The organism is Paenibacillus sp. FSL R7-0048 (genome assembly GCF_038004505.1).
Lineage (GTDB): Bacteria > Bacillota > Bacilli > Paenibacillales > Paenibacillaceae > Paenibacillus_AQ > Paenibacillus_AQ odorifer.
Window position 1 is genome coordinate 3,858,872 of the sequence record NZ_JBBORF010000001.1, and the last position, 17,627, is coordinate 3,876,498.

The following is a 17,627-nucleotide window of genomic DNA, read 5'->3' on the forward strand; positions in this document are numbered from 1 at the left end:
CATAAGAACTCATAATAATGAGTATAACCTATTTTAGGAACGAAAGGGATGGTAAAGATTATATGGGTATAGGACTTAGTTTGACGTTGGTGGTTATTTTGATTATTTTAACCGCTTTTTTTGTAGCAACAGAATTTGCATTGGTGAGACTTAGAGGTAGCCAGATCAGTCAAATGGTGCTAGACGGAAAGAAGAATGCCTTAGCAGTACAGAAGGTATCCGCTAATCTCGATGGCTATTTATCCGCTTGTCAGCTCGGGATTACTATCACTGCGCTGGGTATTGGTGCACTGGCAGAGCCTGCATTCGAACAGTTATTGCTTCCTATTTTCGACTGGGCCAATATCAGTTCTAGTGTGAGTCACCCTCTTGCGTTTTTACTCGCATTCATCATTGCAACATTCTTACACGTCGTTGTCGGAGAACTTGCTCCTAAGACGGCAGCTATAAACATTCCGGAAAAAATCGGTCAAATTACTTCACCGCTGATTATTTGGTTCTACAGAATTTTGTACCCTCTCATTTGGTTCATGAACGGTTCCGCTAATATGCTTGTTCGTCTTTTTGGGATGAAACCAGCTAGTGAGCATGGAGACGCGCATAGTGAAGATGAGATTCGTTTGATCCTGTCCGAGAGTTACGAAAGCGGGAAAATCAATAAAGCCGAATATGGCTATGTTAACCGAATCTTTACTTTTGATGAGATGCTCGCCAAAGAAATCATGGTTCCGCGAACCGATATGGTATGTCTTTTCACCAATCATTCGTTGAAAGAAAATTTCGAAATTATCCGCAAGGAGCAATATACTCGTTTCCCTGTGGCACAAGGCAGCAAGGATAATATTATCGGAATGATCAACACGAAACAGCTCTATTTGCAGTATGATAACAATCCTGATTTTGATTTTCATAGCTTAATTCAACCCGTACTGACAGTATCTGAGGTGACACCGGTCAAGAATCTTCTAACTCGTATGCAGTTGGAGCGTGTGCATATTGCCTTGCTGCTTGATGAATATGGTGGAACATCCGGTCTCATCACGATTGAAGATATTTTGGAAGAAATCGTTGGTGAAATCCGTGACGAGTTTGACGGTGATGAACGCAGAGAAGTCGAAAAAATAAGCGATACTAACTATCTGTTCGATGGTAAGGTATCTCTGTTAGAGGTCAAGGATCTTACAGGGCTTGATTTCGAAGATGAAGAAGTGACCACAGTTGGAGGCTGGGTATACAGTCATATCGCAGATCCAGCCATTGGCAAAAGTATTGTTCGTGACCATGTAACATTGACCATCCGCGAGATGAACAGATACCGTGTCCGCAAGGTTGAAGTTGTTATCGAACAATCAAGCAACACTGAATCATCATAAATTACGAAATCATAACCTTTATTCATAAAAAAAAGGATAGGGTCATCAGATTAAATCTGACACTCTATCCTTTTTTCTTTTTGGAGAATTTTGCTCATATAATACTCATCCACCCACTTACCATCGACAATAAGAGATTTCCGCTTCGTCCCTTCGATTTCAAACCCGCTCTTGGTATACAGCCCCAAAGCAGCTTGATTATGGGTCATGACGGATAACTCAAGACGAACAATCCCATTGTTCATAGCCCAGATGTCCATCTCCCGGAACAGGCCAGCCCCAATCCCATTCCCCTGATATTGTTTCTGAATCCCAATCACTATGTACGCGCTATGTCTATTGCGTCTAACACTTCCACCTCTAACAGACAAGTAACCTGCCAAATGATCGTCAACCTCTGCCCCTATAAGAATTGAAGTTTCTGCTGCCAGAAAGCTTTCGAGCATTTCTTTGACCTGACAAAGACTAGCTTGTCTTTCATCCGGTTCCAATACCATAAATTTGGACTCTTGGTCTAACTGATGCTGAAGTCGAAGCAATTCACCTGCATCCTCCGGCACCAGTTCTCTAAGTGTAACCATCATATCATCACTTCCAATCGTAAATAACTATAAGTACTTCTTGAATACCTTACTGGAGCTGCTATCATAACCAAGAATTTCGTAGAAACGATGCGCTTCTTCTCTCTTTGCAGCACTTGATAACATAATCTTAAGGGCTCCCTTGGAGATTGCTACATTCTCGGCATGTCTCATTAGCATTGCGCCATACCCTTTTCCTCGTACTTTTTCAGCCACAATGACTCTTTCTATGACAGCAAAGGGCCTATCGTCACACAAAGCATCCATACAAAAATGAAGATGTAACGACCCGACAATTGTTTCTTGTTCTTCGCACACATATAGAAAACTCTCCGGATGATCTGCTATCTGCTTCAGCCGCTCAGGAGATACATGAATAGCTGGATGCTCAGGCAGCAAAATCCGATAAAGTTCTTCAATGAAGGTAGCGTCTTCGGGCACTGCTTCTCTTATCATTCGTCTACTCCCTTCTATACAACGATTAACAACGACAGACCATGATCACATTTCCATCGGGATCTTTAAAATTAAACCAATGATCATGCTCAATATCCGTGAGAATCTCTCCTCCGTTGGCCTTTACATAATCATAAGCAGCATCAATATCCTCGGTGTTAAGATGAAACGAAGGGATGTTTAGAACAGATTCAGCGGTGTAAATCTTACTGTCCAAAACGATGCCCGGTCCCTGCATAGGGACTACATATAAATGACCGAATAATACCTCTCCATCTAATGGGAGTCCAAGCAATTGGCAATACCATTGTTTTGATTTCTCAATATCCTTTACCGGAATAAAAACAGCACCAATCTGATTCAGAATCGGACTTATCATCATTAAGAAAGCCTCCTCTTTTAAGTTGACGGATAGGGTGTTATTCTAGAATAATTCGATAAAATATGTCAATTACCTCCCTCCATTTAGGGAAGGGCTGGTAAGTTGTGTTATAATTCTGTGAGCATTACTCCAATATCACGTACGTCAGGAGAATTACATTGGCTAACCTGAACTTCGGTGGTTTTAAAATGACCCCGCCCAAAGTTTTATCACTAGGATTCTTAATCCTTATCACTGCCGGGACTTTTCTGCTTAGTCTCCCGGTCTCCTCAACATCCGGACAAATATCCTTTATCGATGCCTTGTTTATGGCGACTTCAGCCACTTGTGTAACAGGCCTTGCGGTCATTGATACGGGAACTCAGCTAACTACCTTCGGACAAGTTGTTCTACTCATTTTATTTCAAATCGGAGGATTAGGCTTTGTAACGATGGCTACTTTGATTACCTTGGTCCTTAATAAACGGATATCCTTGAAAGAGCGAATCCTTTTGCAAGAATCCATGAACCAAAATTCGATGCAGGGAATTGTACTCTTAATCCGTAGAGTCCTGATCTATTCTCTTGTTATTCAGCTGTCGGGGGCCGTGTTGTTTGCTGGAAGGTTTATGATGGATATGCCCTTTGGGAAAGCAGCATATTATGGGATTTTTCACAGTATATCTATCTTTAATAATGCAGGCTTTGATCTCTTCGGAGATATTCATGGGCCGTTTAGCGGACTTACTCGTTTTGTAAATGATCCCATTGTTAACTTCACCTCAATGAGTCTCATATTTCTTGGAGGGATTGGTTTTATCGTTCTGTCTGATCTTATGGACTTTCCTAAACGCAGAAGACTCACTCTTCATTCAAAGGTTGTTCTATGGACTTCTCTTATATTGATTGTTATTGGTGCGGGGCTGTTTTTTTTACTGGAGTTTAATTCTACGCTGAAGCCCTTGAGTGCAAGCGGAAAGTTTTGGGCGACCTTTTTACAAGCGGTAACTCCGCGATCTGGTGGTGTCACCACCATTGAAGTTCCACTTTTACGGCAATCCACACAATTTCTGATGATTCTATTGATGTTTATCGGAGCTGCACCTGGGTCGACGGGTGGAGGAATCAAGATCACTACATTCGCCGTACTGGTTACTGCAGTAGCTGCGCGATTACGAGGGAAAGAAGATATTGTAATGTTCCGCCACCGGATCGCTAAAGAAAATGTATATAGAGCCCTTACTATCACATTAATGTCTCTTATGCTGCTTGTCATCGCTACGATGTTATTATCCTTAACCGAGAGCGCTGAATTTCTAACTGTACTTTTTGAAGCAGTATCTGCTTTTGGAACCTCAGGCTTATCTATGGGCCTTACTCCGGAACTGACTACGGCAGGAAAGGTTCTAGTGATTATCCTGATGTTTATGGGCCGGACCGGACCACTTACACTTGCTTATGCTTTGAAACCAAAAGGCAGTAAAGAACTGTACCGTTACCCAGAAGGTAAGATAACGATTGGATAATCATGATATGGCCAGCGGCTACCAGATAATGCCGCTGGCGTCATATCAATAATATTATTGTTCTTCCACGATTTCTTGTTGATCAAGTGCAGCATCCAGCAACTGATTGTACACATCATCGTTATTCTCCAGCAATGCATCCGTTTCTAAGAACTGTTCCTCGCTCCCAGGCTCACCCGCAAAGCTTAGACTGTAATCCCATTCCGTTCCTCTTGTACTGAAGAAAGTAATTTCATATGGAGCCTTATGATTTTCGAGAGTGAATACAGTCCTCCCTACATAACTTTTATCTTCTTTACGGCTCATTTCAGCACTTACGATCTCTAAATTCATCCACTTATCTTCCTTCCTATCATCAAATCAGCTACCCTTTCAGTATATCATTGAAATGAATGTAATTCCTTCTCTTTGCACTGTAAATTCCACGTAATTGACTTTTTTCATCCGGCGGTTAATAATTTAGTACAATGCTTGTAAAGTACTAAACTATTAGTAAATGGAGGAAATTACAATGACTGATTTTCAGGCTAAGCTTAGTAAATATGCAGATTTAGCTGTACAAATAGGTGTTAATGTTCAACCCGGGCAAATTCTAGTGGTGAATGCACCGATTCTTGCCGCTGATTTCGTACGTCTAATTACCGCTAAGGCATATGCTATCGGAGCAAGTTTAGTTAAGGTGAACTGGAGTGATGCAAGCATTACACGCCAACAGTTTGAACACGCTGCACCAGAGGTATTCACTCAGCCTCCTACTTGGTACGCAGGTGAAATGACTGAATTCGCCGAAAAAGGTGCGGCTATCCTTAACGTGATCGCTGAAGATCCTGATGCACTTAAAGGTATTGATCCAGTACGTATCTCCAATTTTCAAAAAGTACGAGGAGCTGCCCTCACCAAATATCGTGAAATGCAAATGTCCGACAAAGTGAGCTGGAGTATTGTAGCTGTTCCTTGTCAAGCTTGGGCGGATAAAGTATTCCCTGAGGTTCCAGCCGAAGAACGTGTAGATAAACTCTGGGAAGCCATTTTCCACACTGTGCGTCTTGACCGTGAAGATCCAGTAGCTGCATGGCAGGAGCATCTTGACACCTTGGAGCAAAAAGCGAATGTACTCAACGCAAAAAAATATAAAAAGCTGCATTACATAGCACCTGGCACTGACCTTAGCATCGAGCTTCCTGAAGGCCATATCTGGGCACAAGGAGACAGCATTAATGCAAAAGGTCATTCTTTTGTAGCCAATATGCCTACCGAAGAAGTCTTCACTGCACCACTAAAGACTGGTGTTAATGGCACTGTAAGAAGTACAAAGCCACTTAGTCATGGCGGCAACATCATCGATGGCTTCTCTATTAGCTTTGAGAACGGCCGTATTATAAGTGTTACTGCTGAGCAAGGTCAAGAAGCGCTAGAGCACCTCATTAGCATGGATGAAGGAGCGAAATACTTAGGGGAGGTTGCCTTGGTTCCTCATAAATCCCCTATTTCTGAATCCAACATTCTTTATTACAACACATTGTTTGACGAAAATGCTTCTAATCACCTTGCTATAGGTATGGCTTATGCCTTCTGTTTAGAAGGCGGTAAAGACATGAATCCAGAGCAGTTAATTGAGCATGGCCTCAACAATAGTGTAACCCATGTGGATTTCATGATCGGGTCAGCTGAGATGAACATTTACGGGATAACTGCTGATGGAACTGAAGAACCTGTCTTCCTGAATGGAAACTGGGCGTTCTAATTTAAGCACACAAGAGATACAGGATATTGGGAGGAATAGAAACTATGTTGGATTTCAAGCAAAAGCTGGAGAATTACGCATTGCTGGCCGTGAAGATTGGCGTTAATATTCAACCGGGTCAGACACTCGTTGTGAATGCAGATATTGTATCCGCAGAGCTTGTGCGACTTGTGGTTCGTAAAGCCTATGAAGCTGGCGCGAGACTTGTAAAGGTAAACTATAGTGATGAAGTTGTATTACGTACACGTTATGATCTTGCTCCATCTGATTCCTTCCTGGAGCCGCCGCAGTGGCAAGCCGATGAATTAGAGGATCTTGCTAAAAAGGGAGCCGCATTTCTAACCATTATCTCCGCTGACCCAGATCTTTTAAAAGGCGTTGAACCTGGAAGAATTGCAGATAATCAACGTATTTCTGGGCAGACCCTAGCACCTTATCGTGAGTACTTAATGGGGAATCATGCGAGCTGGAGCGGCCTTGCCTTCCCATCAGCCTCTTGGGCGGCAAAAGTGTTCCCTGACGCTCCATCAGAGCAGCAGGTTGAACTATTATGGGACGCCATCTTTAAAGCCACACGTGCGGATCAGGAAGATCCTATTGAAGCATGGAGCCGCCATTTAGATGGACTCAAAACTCGTTGCGCTTCCTTGAATGAAAGTAAGTTTCGCAAGCTGCATTATACAGCACCTGGTACAGATTTAACTATTGAGTTGCCGGAAGGACACATCTGGTGTCAGGCAGGAGCTGTGAACGGTAAGGGCGTCCCTTTCCTAGCCAACATTCCAACGGAAGAAGTGTTTACTGCCCCTCTGAAGTCTGGTATTAATGGTAAAGTGAGCAGCACTAAGCCACTTAGCTACGGCGGCAATCTAATCAATAACTTCACGCTGACCTTTGAGAACGGTAAAGTGATTGATTTTACTGCTGAAGAAGGCGCAGAAACTCTGGCATCACTAATCGCACTGGATGAAGGCTCTTCCTATCTTGGTGAAGTTGCTTTGGTGCCTTTCCACTCTCCGATTTCTGAGAGCGGTATTCTTTATTACACTACGTTGTATGATGAGAATGCCTCCTGTCATTTGGCTTTAGGTGCAGCTTATGCCTTCACAATTCAAGAAGGAATTACGATGACTAAAGAACAGCTGTTGGAAAAAGGAATGAATCAAAGCCATACCCATGTTGACTTTATGATGGGCTCACCTGAAATGAATATTGACGGAATTAACGATGATGGAACAACAGTACCTATCTTCCGTAATGGGGATTGGGCTTAAGGCTTAAACAACACCCGTTAGATCCTAGATAGAACCAACTTCAAACAACCCGCTTAGCTCTCTAATTAGAGAGTAAGCGGGTTGTTTTTGTTTTAACAGCAACATTTCAGGTGGTAAGATGCCCAAATTTGAATAAAAGTTCAATATTTGTTCACACTATTGTTGATTTACGTTCACAAATATGTCACAATACAGTTAAGGATTGAATTTCCAAGGAGGGGATTATCATGTTGAGAGACCCAGTATCCAAAGAAGTTGACAGCCTCGAAGAAGAACAGCTAGAAATTCAACCACCGGTAGATTCAAGAATTGTTGCATCTAATGCTATTAAATACACTGCCTATGTTATGCTGCTTTTTGGATTCTTGTATTTCCTGATTGCTTACTTGGCGCCTATGTTGGAACCTTAATGTGATGGATATAATTTTATTGGAAAACGCTTACGGTTAATCACTCTCTATGGAGCAGTGATTAACCGTTTTTATTAATTCCATGAGAATGCTTTGTTTGTCCAAGCTATTGCTGTTGGCGACCATACCCCGTTCATCTTCGTTTGTATCCAAGCTACGGCCTCTTCTCTATCCCCTTCAAAAGCGGATAAACCGTTATCTGACATCCAGTGACTGACCGTCTCGAACGAGGTGCTGCTCCAACCATTTAAATCACCTTCATCATTCAGGCGTTGGTTGATGCCTGAGATCACCATATCTAACGATCCTTGCAGCTCAGTAACCGCGTTATCGAAGGCTGTTTTCTTTTCTTTTGCCTTCATATCAGCCTCTGCCCGAAGTTTACGTGTATCAATGCCTTCATGTTCACGAACAATCTGCAGTAAGGTCACAGCTTCTTTACTAGCCAACCCATCCTTATACCGCTCTTCAATAGATTTGGTACTGCCTACTGCTGCTACAAATGCCGGGAACCACTCCCTTGAGACCAAAATAGCCTTTTTCTTAATAAACTTTCCGTATCCTGCAAGACCCTCACCTGGAAACTGCGCACGCCATGACCACGGATCTAAATCTGTTCCAGTATGCCAATTCTCGGGCTTAGTTAAGCCGTTTAAAGACGGGTGCCCGTGAATCAGCGCAGCAAGCGGTAAAATCCCCAAATTCGCAATAATCTCTGCTGTTTCCCCATAAGTGGTGACACTACCTTGTTCATATTCCTGACCCATTTGTTCATCATCTCCTAGATCTAATTTAATCTGATTTCATATTTCCAATTCCGGTTATAAAAGTGCTAATCAAGCGGGTTAGACTCTCGTTAGTATCGAGCGCCATACCAAATCCACCCTTTTGCTCCAATGAGGCGAATCCATGTAGAATACTCCGTAATCCTCTTACGGCATGAAGTTCTCCTTCTTCACCTAATTGATAACTCTTCATCACCTGAATTATAAACTGCAAAATATGCTCACCAGCCGCTTCAAGCTCCGTGTTCTCCTGTTCAGGCGCTCGTAGTGTAGTCTCATACAAACCTGGTCTACTTCTAGCAAAATCCACATATGCTCGGCCCATCGCGTGTACAGCAGCATCTCCATTTAATCCCTCAGCTGCGTTCGACATGCATGTAAATAATAACTCTAAACCGTAAATGGCGAGCCCAGTCCGCAAATCCTGCAGGCCATTTATATGGTTATATAGTGACGGGGAACGAACACCTAGTTTAGCTGCTAGTGCAGCCAAGGTAACAGCTTCTATACCTTCAGCATCGGCAATTTCTGCAGCTCTAATCACTAGCGTGTGACGATCTAATCCTGCTCTAGGTGACATTTAATTACTCCTATCCTGAATCATTTGTGCCTTACGTATGGCTTTCTCCATCTCTTGCTTTGGCGCTTTAAGTAAGTTGCCGTGACCCACAGCAAGTAAAGCTGGAGATAACTCTAGAAGCTTAATCGCACTATTCAGAGCTTGAGCTTTATTCCATGTAGCCATTGCTGGAAAAGGAAACAGGGGGATGATGGTTCCTGCCACCGCAGTTCCCCGGAAGGTCTGAAGAGCATCCCCCACGATTACAGCACCGCTGCGTGAATCAAAGAAAGACATAGAGCCGGGGGTATGTCCTGGAGTGTGAATCGCTGATAATGAGCCAATGGTATCCCCTTCGTGGAGAAGGACGTCTGGCTTGGTAGCTATCTTCTTCGGCACGCCTCCCTTAATAGGGGTCTGAGGTTCTCCTTCCCGAAGTGAACGATCTCCATGAAGTAATGCCGAATCTCGCTCAGAGATGTACACCTGAGCCTCTGGACGTTGCTTTTTCAGTCCATCCAGTGCCCCAATATGATCATCATGCGCATGCGTTAAGATTATGCGTGTAAGCTTCTTATTTAGCTTCGCTTCAGTCTCCATAATTCCTTTTAGACTAAATGGCATAGCGGCATCTATTAAAGTCAATCCATCGTTTTCCTCAATAATGTAACAATTCACTGGAAAAAAATTTGGCATCCAAGTCAACTGCAATAAATGACCTTCACGTGTTACTCTCATCCTTATCCCTCCGATAAACTAATGGTATTAGCTTAAATATAAACTAATGACATTAGTTTTGCAAGAGGTGGTTATCTTTAATCTTTAATCTTTAATCTTTAATCTTTAATCTTTAATCTTTAATCTTTAATTCTCAATGTTCTTGTCAGCATTTTTGTTGGATTTATTAATTATGTACCACATCGCCCAAGTGATCCCTATGAAAAAAACAACCGCCCCCACGAGAGTACTCGATATATTTTTTCTAATATCCACTTCTCCCGCTTCTCTAAAATCAAGCAAAAATGTTAGCGTGGCCCAAATAATCGTGCTGATAACTCCCGATATTAAATGAATCTTCTTAAACCGTCTGAGTTCTCCTTCCTTACTAGGCAGCAGGTATATCCCATCTTTGACACAACGAACGGTAACATACAAGCAACCTAACAGCACAATCCCAAAAGTATCAACCCAATATTTGATGTCCCACTCCAGGATAAATACTTTTACCAAAAGGCTAATCATAAATCCCACTAACACAATCAACAATCCGTGCGTACTAAACTTCTGAATTTCTGTGATAATTCGTTCGTCTTTAATTTTTGGCCCTTTCACAACTAATCCTCCCAAAAAATATCGTTTAATGACGTATCCAACGCCTTGCAGATGGCTATGCACAGCTTAATCGTCGGGTTATAGTTACCAGCTTCAATCAGGCCGATCGTCTGCCGTGTAACCCCTACAACTTCCGCTAACTGTTCTTGGGAAAGATTCTTTTGGATCCTAGCCAGCTTCAACTTGATGTTTTTGTTCTCTCCCACTCTATAACCCCTTTTAATGTTTGTCATGCATTCCATTTTCCACCATTGTAATCTATATCGGTCATTATGTACATTATATATTGCATTTAATTGGTGGGATCAACGTTTGACTTTAGGATCGACGTGTCATATTAGGGGCAACGTTTCATATTAGGATCCAGACTCCATTTTCCATTCCCTCTCCGTCAGGAAATACTTTCTCCCCACCGTTGGATCAAATGGTGAAGAGTGATTGTAACTGAGTACATAGCCAGTCAGCTGCGATGCCTAACTCGCCGCCTTTGCTAGTATGTAAGTACACTTTTGCCAATATTTCGGACTCAGATGACCTTATTATGCAAATTCGAGTGTTTTCTGCGGGGCATCGGACTCAATTGCAGCTATTTACTCAAAACCACACAGATTCTGCGCCGTTACAAGGTAATAAGAGCTATGCGGTCCGATACATCTGCAAAATGACTCAAAAAGCTCAAATAGCTGCAATACGGTCCGTAACATACTGAGGGTCTTTAGTTAGTTTGGGTAGTTTAGGTTAGTTTGGAGTTAGTTCACTTATTCGCCGTTGCATCGGACTGAGGAGTCCTTATTTCGTAGATTTGCAGCTAATTGACGTGCTATCGGACCCAGTTGCAGCTATTTACTCATAACCACACCAATTCTGCACAGTTACAAGGTAATAAGAGCTATGCGGTCCGATAGATCGGCAAAATGACTCAAAAAGCTCAAATAGCTGCAATACAGTCCGTAACATACTGAGGGTCTTTAGTTAGTTTGGGTAGTTTGGAGTTAGTTCACATATTCGCCGTTGCATCGGACTGAGGAGTCCTTATTTCGTAGATTTGCAGCTAATTGACGTGCTATCGGACCCAGTTGCAGCTATTTACTCATAACCACACCAATTCTGCACAGTTACATGGTAATAAGAGCTATGCGGTCCGATAGATCGGCAAAGTGACTCAAAAAGCTCAAATAGCTGCAATACAGTCCGATACGGAGATCAGTAGGAAGCCCGCAGAAGGTCAATAGGAGATCACTATGAAGTAAGTAGAAGGTTGAGCCACATCAGCAGAGGAACCGGCAGCGAAACGTGATCAGCACCCAGTAGCCCTCCCCCTACTTTCGCTAGTCTAAGCAAAAAAAAAAGCATCCCTAAGGATACTTTTGATAATTCGACGCTTATGATATTTCGATACTTTTGATCTTTCGATACTTTTGATCTTTCGATGCTAATGATCTATCGATGTTTTTGATCTTTTTGATCTTTCGACGCTTTTAATATACGAATGCCTTCGACTTTCCTTATTCCACTACGCCATTCTCTGGATAGAAGTCTACGATCTTCAGCAGCTCCGAAGCGTCTGTGCGTGGACGGCTGTCAGGTACAGTCTCCGGATATCCGGCATGGATCATGGCTACAATTTTTTCGCCGGGCTTCACACCAATTTTAGTGCGGAATTCAGGGTTGTTGATGTATGGATCAGTCTTCCAAATTGTCCCTACACCTTGCTCCCAAGCTGCGAGCTGGAAGTTCTGTACAAGTGCGGACGCTGCTGCAAAATCCTCGTCCCACTCTCTCTGCCGAGGATCTTCAGGCATTACTACGATTACTGTTAATGGAATATTCGAGATATATTCTTTACGTTTAGCAGCCACTTCTGGATCAGCTATAGCACGTTTTACAAAAGCAAATGCAGATTCAGCTAGGAATTTCGAACCTTCCCCTTGAAAAGCAATAAATCTCCACGGCTCACGCACACCATGATTCGGTGCCCATACCGCTACATTTAATAATTCCTCTAAAAGGCCTTGTGGAAGTGGATCTTTTTTAAAAAGCTTAATCGAGCGTCGTTCTTTTATTATTTCGGCCACACTATTCTGTTGAGTCTGTTGAGATTGCGTCATAAGATCCACTCCCTAATATAGTAATAATGATAATCATTATCACAAATGATACAGCATCTTTCTGCCTTTTGCAAATAACAGGTAACCTTTCGAATCACAGTTAATTTCATATAAAAACAACCGATATACTTCGCAGAAACTTTCGGATGTTATTGTTTCTCTGCATATTAACTCTTGAATTCACAAAAAAACACCGTTCCCGAAGGAACGATGTTCACAGCTTCAGCCGAATCGGCCCATGATATATTCTTGCGTCATTTGATTCTCTGGATTGGTAAAGACTTTATCCGTCTTATCATATTCGACAAGGGAGCCAAGATAAAAGTATGCAGTATAATCAGAGATCCGAGCTGCCTGCTGCATATTATGTGTCACAATAACGATGCGAAGCTCTTCTTTCAACTCCTTGATTAGCTCCTCTACTTTACCTGTGGAGACCGGGTCTAGAGCTGATGCTGGTTCGTCCAAGAGCAGGATTTGCGGGTTAACCGACAACGCTCTAGCAATACAAAGACGCTGCTGTTGTCCACCGGAAAGTGCAAGCGCTGAATCTTTTAAACGATTCTTTACCTCATCCCACAATGCTGCTTTGCGAAGACTGCTCTCAACAATCTCATCAAGAGCCTTTTTACCTTTAATGCCATGATACTTAGGTCCAAAAGCGATGTTATCGTAAATCGATTTATAGAACGGATTTGGCTTTTGCCATACCATCCCGATCTTCTGACGCAGCTTAATCACATCCGTACCCGGAGCATTAATATCCACTCCATCAATCCAGATGCTTCCTTTTGTTTTTGAACCAGAAATTTCGTCATTCATCCGGTTCAAAGAACGAAGAAAGGTTGATTTACCACAGCCGGAGGGGCCGATCAGTGCAGTAACCGTATTTTCAGCAAATGGAAGGCTTATCCCCTTTACTGCCTCATATGTTCCGTAAAAAATACTCAGGTCTTCGGTTTGAAAAGATTCACGCACTGCTGTTGCCGACGTTCCCATCGATTACTCCTCCTACATCTCTACTTTAATTTGTATGATTAGTTCATTCTTTTTGAAGCTGTAAGCTTACGATAAATAAATCTTCCGAAATAACGTGCTGCCAGATTGAAGATTAACACCATAATTACAAGCACCGCCGAAGCTCCCGCAGCAATCTGTGCAGCATCTGGAGCTAGACCTTCACTGTTGACCTTCCAAATGTGGACAGCCAGCGTTTCCGCTGGACGGAAGGGATTCAGTGGTGAATTCGCACTAAGTGGATTCCAGTTGGTGAAATCCAATCTTGGACTACTCATCCCTGCTGTGAACATCAACGCAGCTGCTTCCCCAAAGACACGGCCAGCGGACAAGATAGTACCTGTAATAATTGTAGGTAATGCTACCGGAAACAACACCGAGGTAACAATTTTCCACTTGGACAATCCTAGTGCAAAACCGGCCTCTTTTTGTTGTTTTGGAACACTACGGAAAGCTTGCTCCGTAATCCGCACCATCAGCGGCAGATTAAAGACCGTCAATGCCAGCGCACCGGAGATTAAGGAGAAGCCCAGATTGAAATAGTTAACAATCAGCAATAGACCAAACAAGCCGACTACGATGGAAGGGAAAGATGACAATACTTCAACAATCAAGCGAATAAAGCCGGTAATCTTACCGGGACGAGCGTATTCCGCCATATAAATACCGGCACCCAGTCCAAGCGGAACTGTAATAATAAGTGTCAGTACCAACAGGAATAAGGAGTTAAATAGCTGCGGTCCGATCCCTCCACCTGCACGAATCTTTTGCGGTGCGGAGAAAAGAAAATCCCAACTGATATGGCTTAAGCCTCTAATGAGGATATATCCCAAAAGTCCAAGTAGAATGGCAACGATGAGCATCGCGAAAAATACAATAAGACTGGTGGCAATTTTATTTACGGTTCTCGGCTTCAAATTTTATTTCTCCTTTCAAGCATTCTCACAAAGAAGACAAATACGAAAGTCATCAGCATGAGAACCAGTGCCATACTCCACAGTGCATTATTGTGAGGTGAGCCCATGGTCGTGTTCCCCATACCGAGTGTGATCACACTGGTCAAGGTAGAAGCTGACTCAAAGAGTGATTTTGGTACGAATGGCGCGTTCCCGATAACCATTTGTACAGCGAGTGCTTCACCGAAAGCACGAGCCATTCCCAATACAATCCCTGTCATTATGGCAGGAAAGGTTGTTGGAATAATCACCCGCGAAATCGTCTGCCACCGGGTGGCACCAAGCGCATAGGAAGATTCTTTTAAGTTTTGCGGCAATGAAGCCAGCGCGTCTGCAGCCACGCTTGTAATCGTCGGAAGAATCATTACCGAGAGCACAAGCGCGCCTGCAGCTACCCCGATGCCTTGGCCCGGCAGGTTGTTGCGTAGAAACGGTACAATTACACTTAATCCGATGAAACCATATACTACCGAAGGAATCCCTGCCAAAAGCTCAATAACAGGTTGAAGTAATTTTTTGCCCCACCCTGGAACAATCTCAGTCATAAATAACGCAGCGCATAAGCTAAGTGGACTAGCAATCAATGCGGCAAGCAAAGTAACCAGGAAGGAGCCCGAGATAAATGGAAAAGCTCCGAAGGAAGGCGTATCCGCTTCAGGCGACCACTTTGTACCGAAGAGAAATTCAGAAACTGTAGCATTGCCACTTGTGAAGGTTGAAATTCCTTTAGACGCTACAAAATATACCATCGATACAATGATTGTTATCAACAGTAATACACAGAAGGACATATAAGTACGTCCAACAAAATCTTCAATATGATGTTTTTCGAATCGTGAGTTCTTTAGTTTCACCCTCAATTGCTCCCTCTTTCTAAAGTGAAAAGAGAGGCAGATGTATCCGCCTCTAATCACTTGAGATTCTAATCAATAACATTGCCTAGAATTAAATTACTTAGCGGTAACAGTTCCTGCAACGTCGCGAACAACTTGCATTTTAACAGCTGGGATGTATCCAAGTTCAACAACTTCACCTGTTTGCACTTCGTCAGTTAAGAAAAAGTCGAGGAATGCTTTTACTGTTGCATTAGGTTCACCATTTGTGTACATATGCTCGTAAGCCCATACTGGGTATTTACCCGAAACAACATTGTCAACAGATGCTTCTACACCGTCAAGACTAAGTGTTTTAATGGAATCATCCAGGTAAGAAAGAGCAAGGTATCCGATTGCCCCTGGAGTTTCACCGATCATTTTCTTAACCGTACCGGAGGAATCTTCTTGAATCGAACCTGGGATATCTTCTGTTTTGGTTCCAAGTGCAAAGCTTTCAAAGGTAGCACGAGTACCGGAGCTGCCTGGACGGTTGATGATTTGGATTTTTTGATCCGCTCCGCCGACTTCAGACCAGTTAGTGATTTTACCAGTGAAAATGTCCACCAGTTGTTGTTTAGTCAAGCTATCCACACCAGCATCAGGATGAGATACTGCTGCGATCGCTACTACTGCTACTTGATGATCTACGAGTGCTGCTGCTTTTTCCGCATCTGCATCTTTTAATTTTTCTTCTGCGAATACGTCAGAGTTTCCGATATCTACTTGTTTCTCAGCTACTTGAGTAAGACCAGTACCACTGCCACCGCCTTGAACTTGAATGTCCACGCCAGTGTTTTTATCCATGAAATTCTCTGCTACCAGCTCAACCAAGGGTTGTAATGCTGTTGAACCTGAAGCCAGAATCGAACCACTTATTTCAGCGCCGCCGCTTCCTTCGTTAGTTGCTGCAGCGTTTCCTCCTGTGTTGTTAGCCCCGCCGTTACCGCAAGCCGATAGTGCCAGTACGCTTGTTAAAGCCAAAGTCATGATCCATGATTTTTTGAATTGCATTGTTTTGTCTCCTCCTAAATGGTTTGTTAGCATGGCTCCCTGATCAGTTCATACCAAACTGGCTTCGAAAGCTTTAACATGGTGTTGTGGAGCTTGGCCCCCATATGCATGGTTACTGTAAAAGTTCATCAAACGCATATGTTATATGTTGTCCGGGACTTCTTGGCCCCTCTGACTCTTCTTATTCTAGAGCTCGTTCGTTAGAGAAACTTCTTATCTTTGTAAAGCGAACGAAAAAAATACCAATATAAAGTGTATACCTGTATAGATATAATCTATAATGGAGATATAATTTATAATCCAACTTAGCATTATGTGGAGGAAAGTCATGAATATTATGAAATTGAACATCGTAGTTCTAATTGAAAAATATAAAAAAGTAACCGATGTAGCCGCAGAATTAGGCCTTAAACAACCTACTGTATCTTTTCATATGAAGAATCTGGAGGCTGAGCTCGGAACCCCTCTATTTCTTTACCGAAGCGGAAGAGTGCTGCTTACGGATGCTGGACGGGCCCTTTATCAATACGCCCTCAAAATCGTCTCTCTCACAGCAGAAGCTGAGCGCACAGTTAAACAATTTTCTTCCCCCTCAAAAGGAACATTAGAGCTGGAAGCCAGTTTTATTCCTGCAACTTATATTTTACCTAATGTGTTAATCCAATTCATGAAACTCTATCCGGGGATTAACAACTCTTTGACTGTTCAAAGCGATGCTTTGTTACGTGAGCGTCTCCGTAGTCGGGATATTCAGATGGCCATTTTACATACTGCGGATTGGCAGGACGAATCTTTTGATTTTCAGCTTATTGTCCGTGATGAACCTGTCCTAATTTTTGCAACTGGTCATCCATTTGAAGGCCTAGAGAAATTAACACCTGAACTAATTGCCAATGAGCCGTGGATTCAGCATGAGCAAGGATCTTGTTTACGAGGGTATGCCGATCAATGGGCACAATTCAATCAAATCCGTTTATGGAACCGATCCGAGTTGAATTCTCCAGAAGTGATTAAGCAGTTAGTTAGCGGGAGTGATTGTGTTGGTATATGTTCTAAAGCGGCGGTTAAAGCTGAGATTGAGCTAGGTAAGCTTAGCTATGCCAACCTGCCAGGGATTCTGCCTGAAAGCGGCGGGTTTGTGCTCGGCTGGCGTAAAGATCATATTTTAACACCGTTGCAGCAATCCTTTGTTGATATAGTAACGACTCTTGATCTTTAAAAAACAAGGAAGCTTCTAAAGCCGCAAACGGTTTTAGAAG

General features: G+C 42.8%; 20 protein-coding genes. 6 read left to right on the forward strand and 14 right to left on the reverse strand.

The window, feature by feature from the left end; genetic code table 11:
- Positions 1-62: 62 nt before the first annotated feature.
- Positions 63-1,373: a hemolysin family protein gene (locus NSQ91_RS17175; RefSeq protein WP_076126650.1), complete on the forward strand. Its 1,311-nt coding sequence runs from the start codon at positions 63-65 to the stop codon at positions 1,371-1,373.
- A gap of 50 nt (positions 1,374-1,423) precedes the next feature.
- Here the strand turns inward: NSQ91_RS17175 and NSQ91_RS17180 are convergent, their stop codons facing one another.
- Genes NSQ91_RS17180 through NSQ91_RS17190 form a run of 3 tightly spaced genes read right to left on the reverse strand, consistent with a single transcriptional unit; the run spans position 1,424 to position 2,789 of the window.
- Entirely contained in the window at positions 1,424-1,957 is a 534-nt protein-coding gene (locus tag NSQ91_RS17180) for a GNAT family N-acetyltransferase (protein ID WP_076303653.1), read from the reverse strand.
- Between the two features lie 24 nt (positions 1,958-1,981).
- The gene (locus NSQ91_RS17185) at positions 1,982-2,410 is read right to left on the reverse strand and encodes a GNAT family N-acetyltransferase (protein ID WP_076184843.1); all 429 of its coding nucleotides are present in this window, start codon (positions 2,408-2,410) and stop codon (positions 1,982-1,984) included.
- Positions 2,411-2,435: 25 nt separating this feature from the next.
- A complete protein-coding gene (locus NSQ91_RS17190) occupies positions 2,436-2,789 on the reverse strand; it encodes a VOC family protein (protein WP_036677380.1) in 354 nt (117 codons plus the stop codon).
- Between the two features lie 191 nt (positions 2,790-2,980).
- On the opposite strand from NSQ91_RS17190, the gene NSQ91_RS17195 reads away from it, so the two are divergent.
- Complete coding sequence (locus NSQ91_RS17195) at positions 2,981-4,297, forward strand: TrkH family potassium uptake protein (RefSeq protein ID WP_076184980.1); 1,317 nt, start codon at positions 2,981-2,983, stop codon at positions 4,295-4,297.
- A gap of 54 nt (positions 4,298-4,351) precedes the next feature.
- Here the strand turns inward: NSQ91_RS17195 and NSQ91_RS17200 are convergent, their stop codons facing one another.
- Positions 4,352-4,630 carry a hypothetical protein gene (locus NSQ91_RS17200; RefSeq protein WP_076126655.1) on the reverse strand — a complete coding sequence of 93 codons (279 nt, stop codon included), beginning with the start codon at positions 4,628-4,630 and terminating at the stop codon, positions 4,352-4,354.
- A 178-nt stretch (positions 4,631-4,808) separates the two neighbouring features.
- Here NSQ91_RS17200 and NSQ91_RS17205 point away from each other — a divergent pair, with 178 nt between their 5' ends.
- The 3 genes from NSQ91_RS17205 to NSQ91_RS17215 all read left to right on the forward strand — a co-directional run bounded on the left by NSQ91_RS17205 (position 4,809) and on the right by NSQ91_RS17215 (position 7,725).
- Positions 4,809-6,041 (forward strand): aminopeptidase, encoded by a 1,233-nt coding sequence (locus NSQ91_RS17205; protein WP_036676902.1) that lies wholly within the window; start codon positions 4,809-4,811, stop codon positions 6,039-6,041.
- Between the two features lie 44 nt (positions 6,042-6,085).
- Complete coding sequence (locus NSQ91_RS17210) at positions 6,086-7,315, forward strand: aminopeptidase (RefSeq protein WP_076126659.1); 1,230 nt, start codon at positions 6,086-6,088, stop codon at positions 7,313-7,315.
- A gap of 227 nt (positions 7,316-7,542) precedes the next feature.
- Complete coding sequence (locus NSQ91_RS17215) at positions 7,543-7,725, forward strand: hypothetical protein (RefSeq protein ID WP_076126661.1); 183 nt, start codon at positions 7,543-7,545, stop codon at positions 7,723-7,725.
- Between the two features lie 74 nt (positions 7,726-7,799).
- Here NSQ91_RS17215 and NSQ91_RS17220 read toward each other — a convergent pair whose 3' ends face one another.
- The 10 genes from NSQ91_RS17220 to NSQ91_RS17265 all read right to left on the reverse strand — a co-directional run bounded on the left by NSQ91_RS17220 (position 7,800) and on the right by NSQ91_RS17265 (position 16,368).
- On the reverse strand, positions 7,800-8,492 hold the full coding sequence (locus tag NSQ91_RS17220) for an AlkZ-related protein (RefSeq protein ID WP_076303652.1): 693 nt from the start codon (positions 8,490-8,492) through the stop codon (positions 7,800-7,802).
- Between the two features lie 25 nt (positions 8,493-8,517).
- Positions 8,518-9,090 carry a TetR/AcrR family transcriptional regulator gene (locus tag NSQ91_RS17225; protein WP_076190237.1) on the reverse strand — a complete coding sequence of 191 codons (573 nt, stop codon included), beginning with the start codon at positions 9,088-9,090 and terminating at the stop codon, positions 8,518-8,520.
- Positions 9,091-9,807: an MBL fold metallo-hydrolase gene (locus NSQ91_RS17230; protein ID WP_076303651.1), complete on the reverse strand. Its 717-nt coding sequence runs from the start codon at positions 9,805-9,807 to the stop codon at positions 9,091-9,093. It abuts the gene before it with no gap.
- A gap of 126 nt (positions 9,808-9,933) precedes the next feature.
- Positions 9,934-10,401 (reverse strand): DUF6773 family protein, encoded by a 468-nt coding sequence (locus NSQ91_RS17235; RefSeq protein ID WP_076303650.1) that lies wholly within the window; start codon positions 10,399-10,401, stop codon positions 9,934-9,936.
- Between the two features lie 2 nt (positions 10,402-10,403).
- A complete protein-coding gene (locus NSQ91_RS17240) occupies positions 10,404-10,607 on the reverse strand; it encodes a helix-turn-helix transcriptional regulator (protein WP_036676881.1) in 204 nt (67 codons plus the stop codon).
- A 1,299-nt stretch (positions 10,608-11,906) separates the two neighbouring features.
- Positions 11,907-12,509, reverse strand: a complete 603-nt coding sequence (locus tag NSQ91_RS17245) for a nitroreductase family protein (protein ID WP_076099095.1) — start codon at positions 12,507-12,509, stop codon at positions 11,907-11,909.
- 222 nt (positions 12,510-12,731) lie between these two features.
- On the reverse strand, positions 12,732-13,508 hold the full coding sequence (gene pstB / locus NSQ91_RS17250; RefSeq protein ID WP_076304140.1) for a phosphate ABC transporter ATP-binding protein PstB: 777 nt from the start codon (positions 13,506-13,508) through the stop codon (positions 12,732-12,734).
- A gap of 38 nt (positions 13,509-13,546) precedes the next feature.
- Positions 13,547-14,443, reverse strand: coding sequence for a phosphate ABC transporter permease PstA (gene pstA, locus NSQ91_RS17255; protein ID WP_076304139.1), 897 nt, complete (start codon positions 14,441-14,443; stop codon positions 13,547-13,549).
- Positions 14,440-15,342: a phosphate ABC transporter permease subunit PstC gene (gene pstC / locus NSQ91_RS17260; RefSeq protein ID WP_036687519.1), complete on the reverse strand. Its 903-nt coding sequence runs from the start codon at positions 15,340-15,342 to the stop codon at positions 14,440-14,442. The genes pstA and pstC overlap by 4 nt, the downstream gene beginning before the upstream one ends.
- A gap of 90 nt (positions 15,343-15,432) precedes the next feature.
- The gene (locus tag NSQ91_RS17265; RefSeq protein ID WP_076126671.1) at positions 15,433-16,368 is read right to left on the reverse strand and encodes a phosphate ABC transporter substrate-binding protein PstS family protein; all 936 of its coding nucleotides are present in this window, start codon (positions 16,366-16,368) and stop codon (positions 15,433-15,435) included.
- 328 nt (positions 16,369-16,696) lie between these two features.
- Between NSQ91_RS17265 and NSQ91_RS17270 the strand changes: the two genes are divergently transcribed.
- Positions 16,697-17,587: a LysR family transcriptional regulator gene (locus NSQ91_RS17270; protein WP_076304138.1), complete on the forward strand. Its 891-nt coding sequence runs from the start codon at positions 16,697-16,699 to the stop codon at positions 17,585-17,587.
- Positions 17,588-17,627 lie beyond the last annotated feature (40 nt).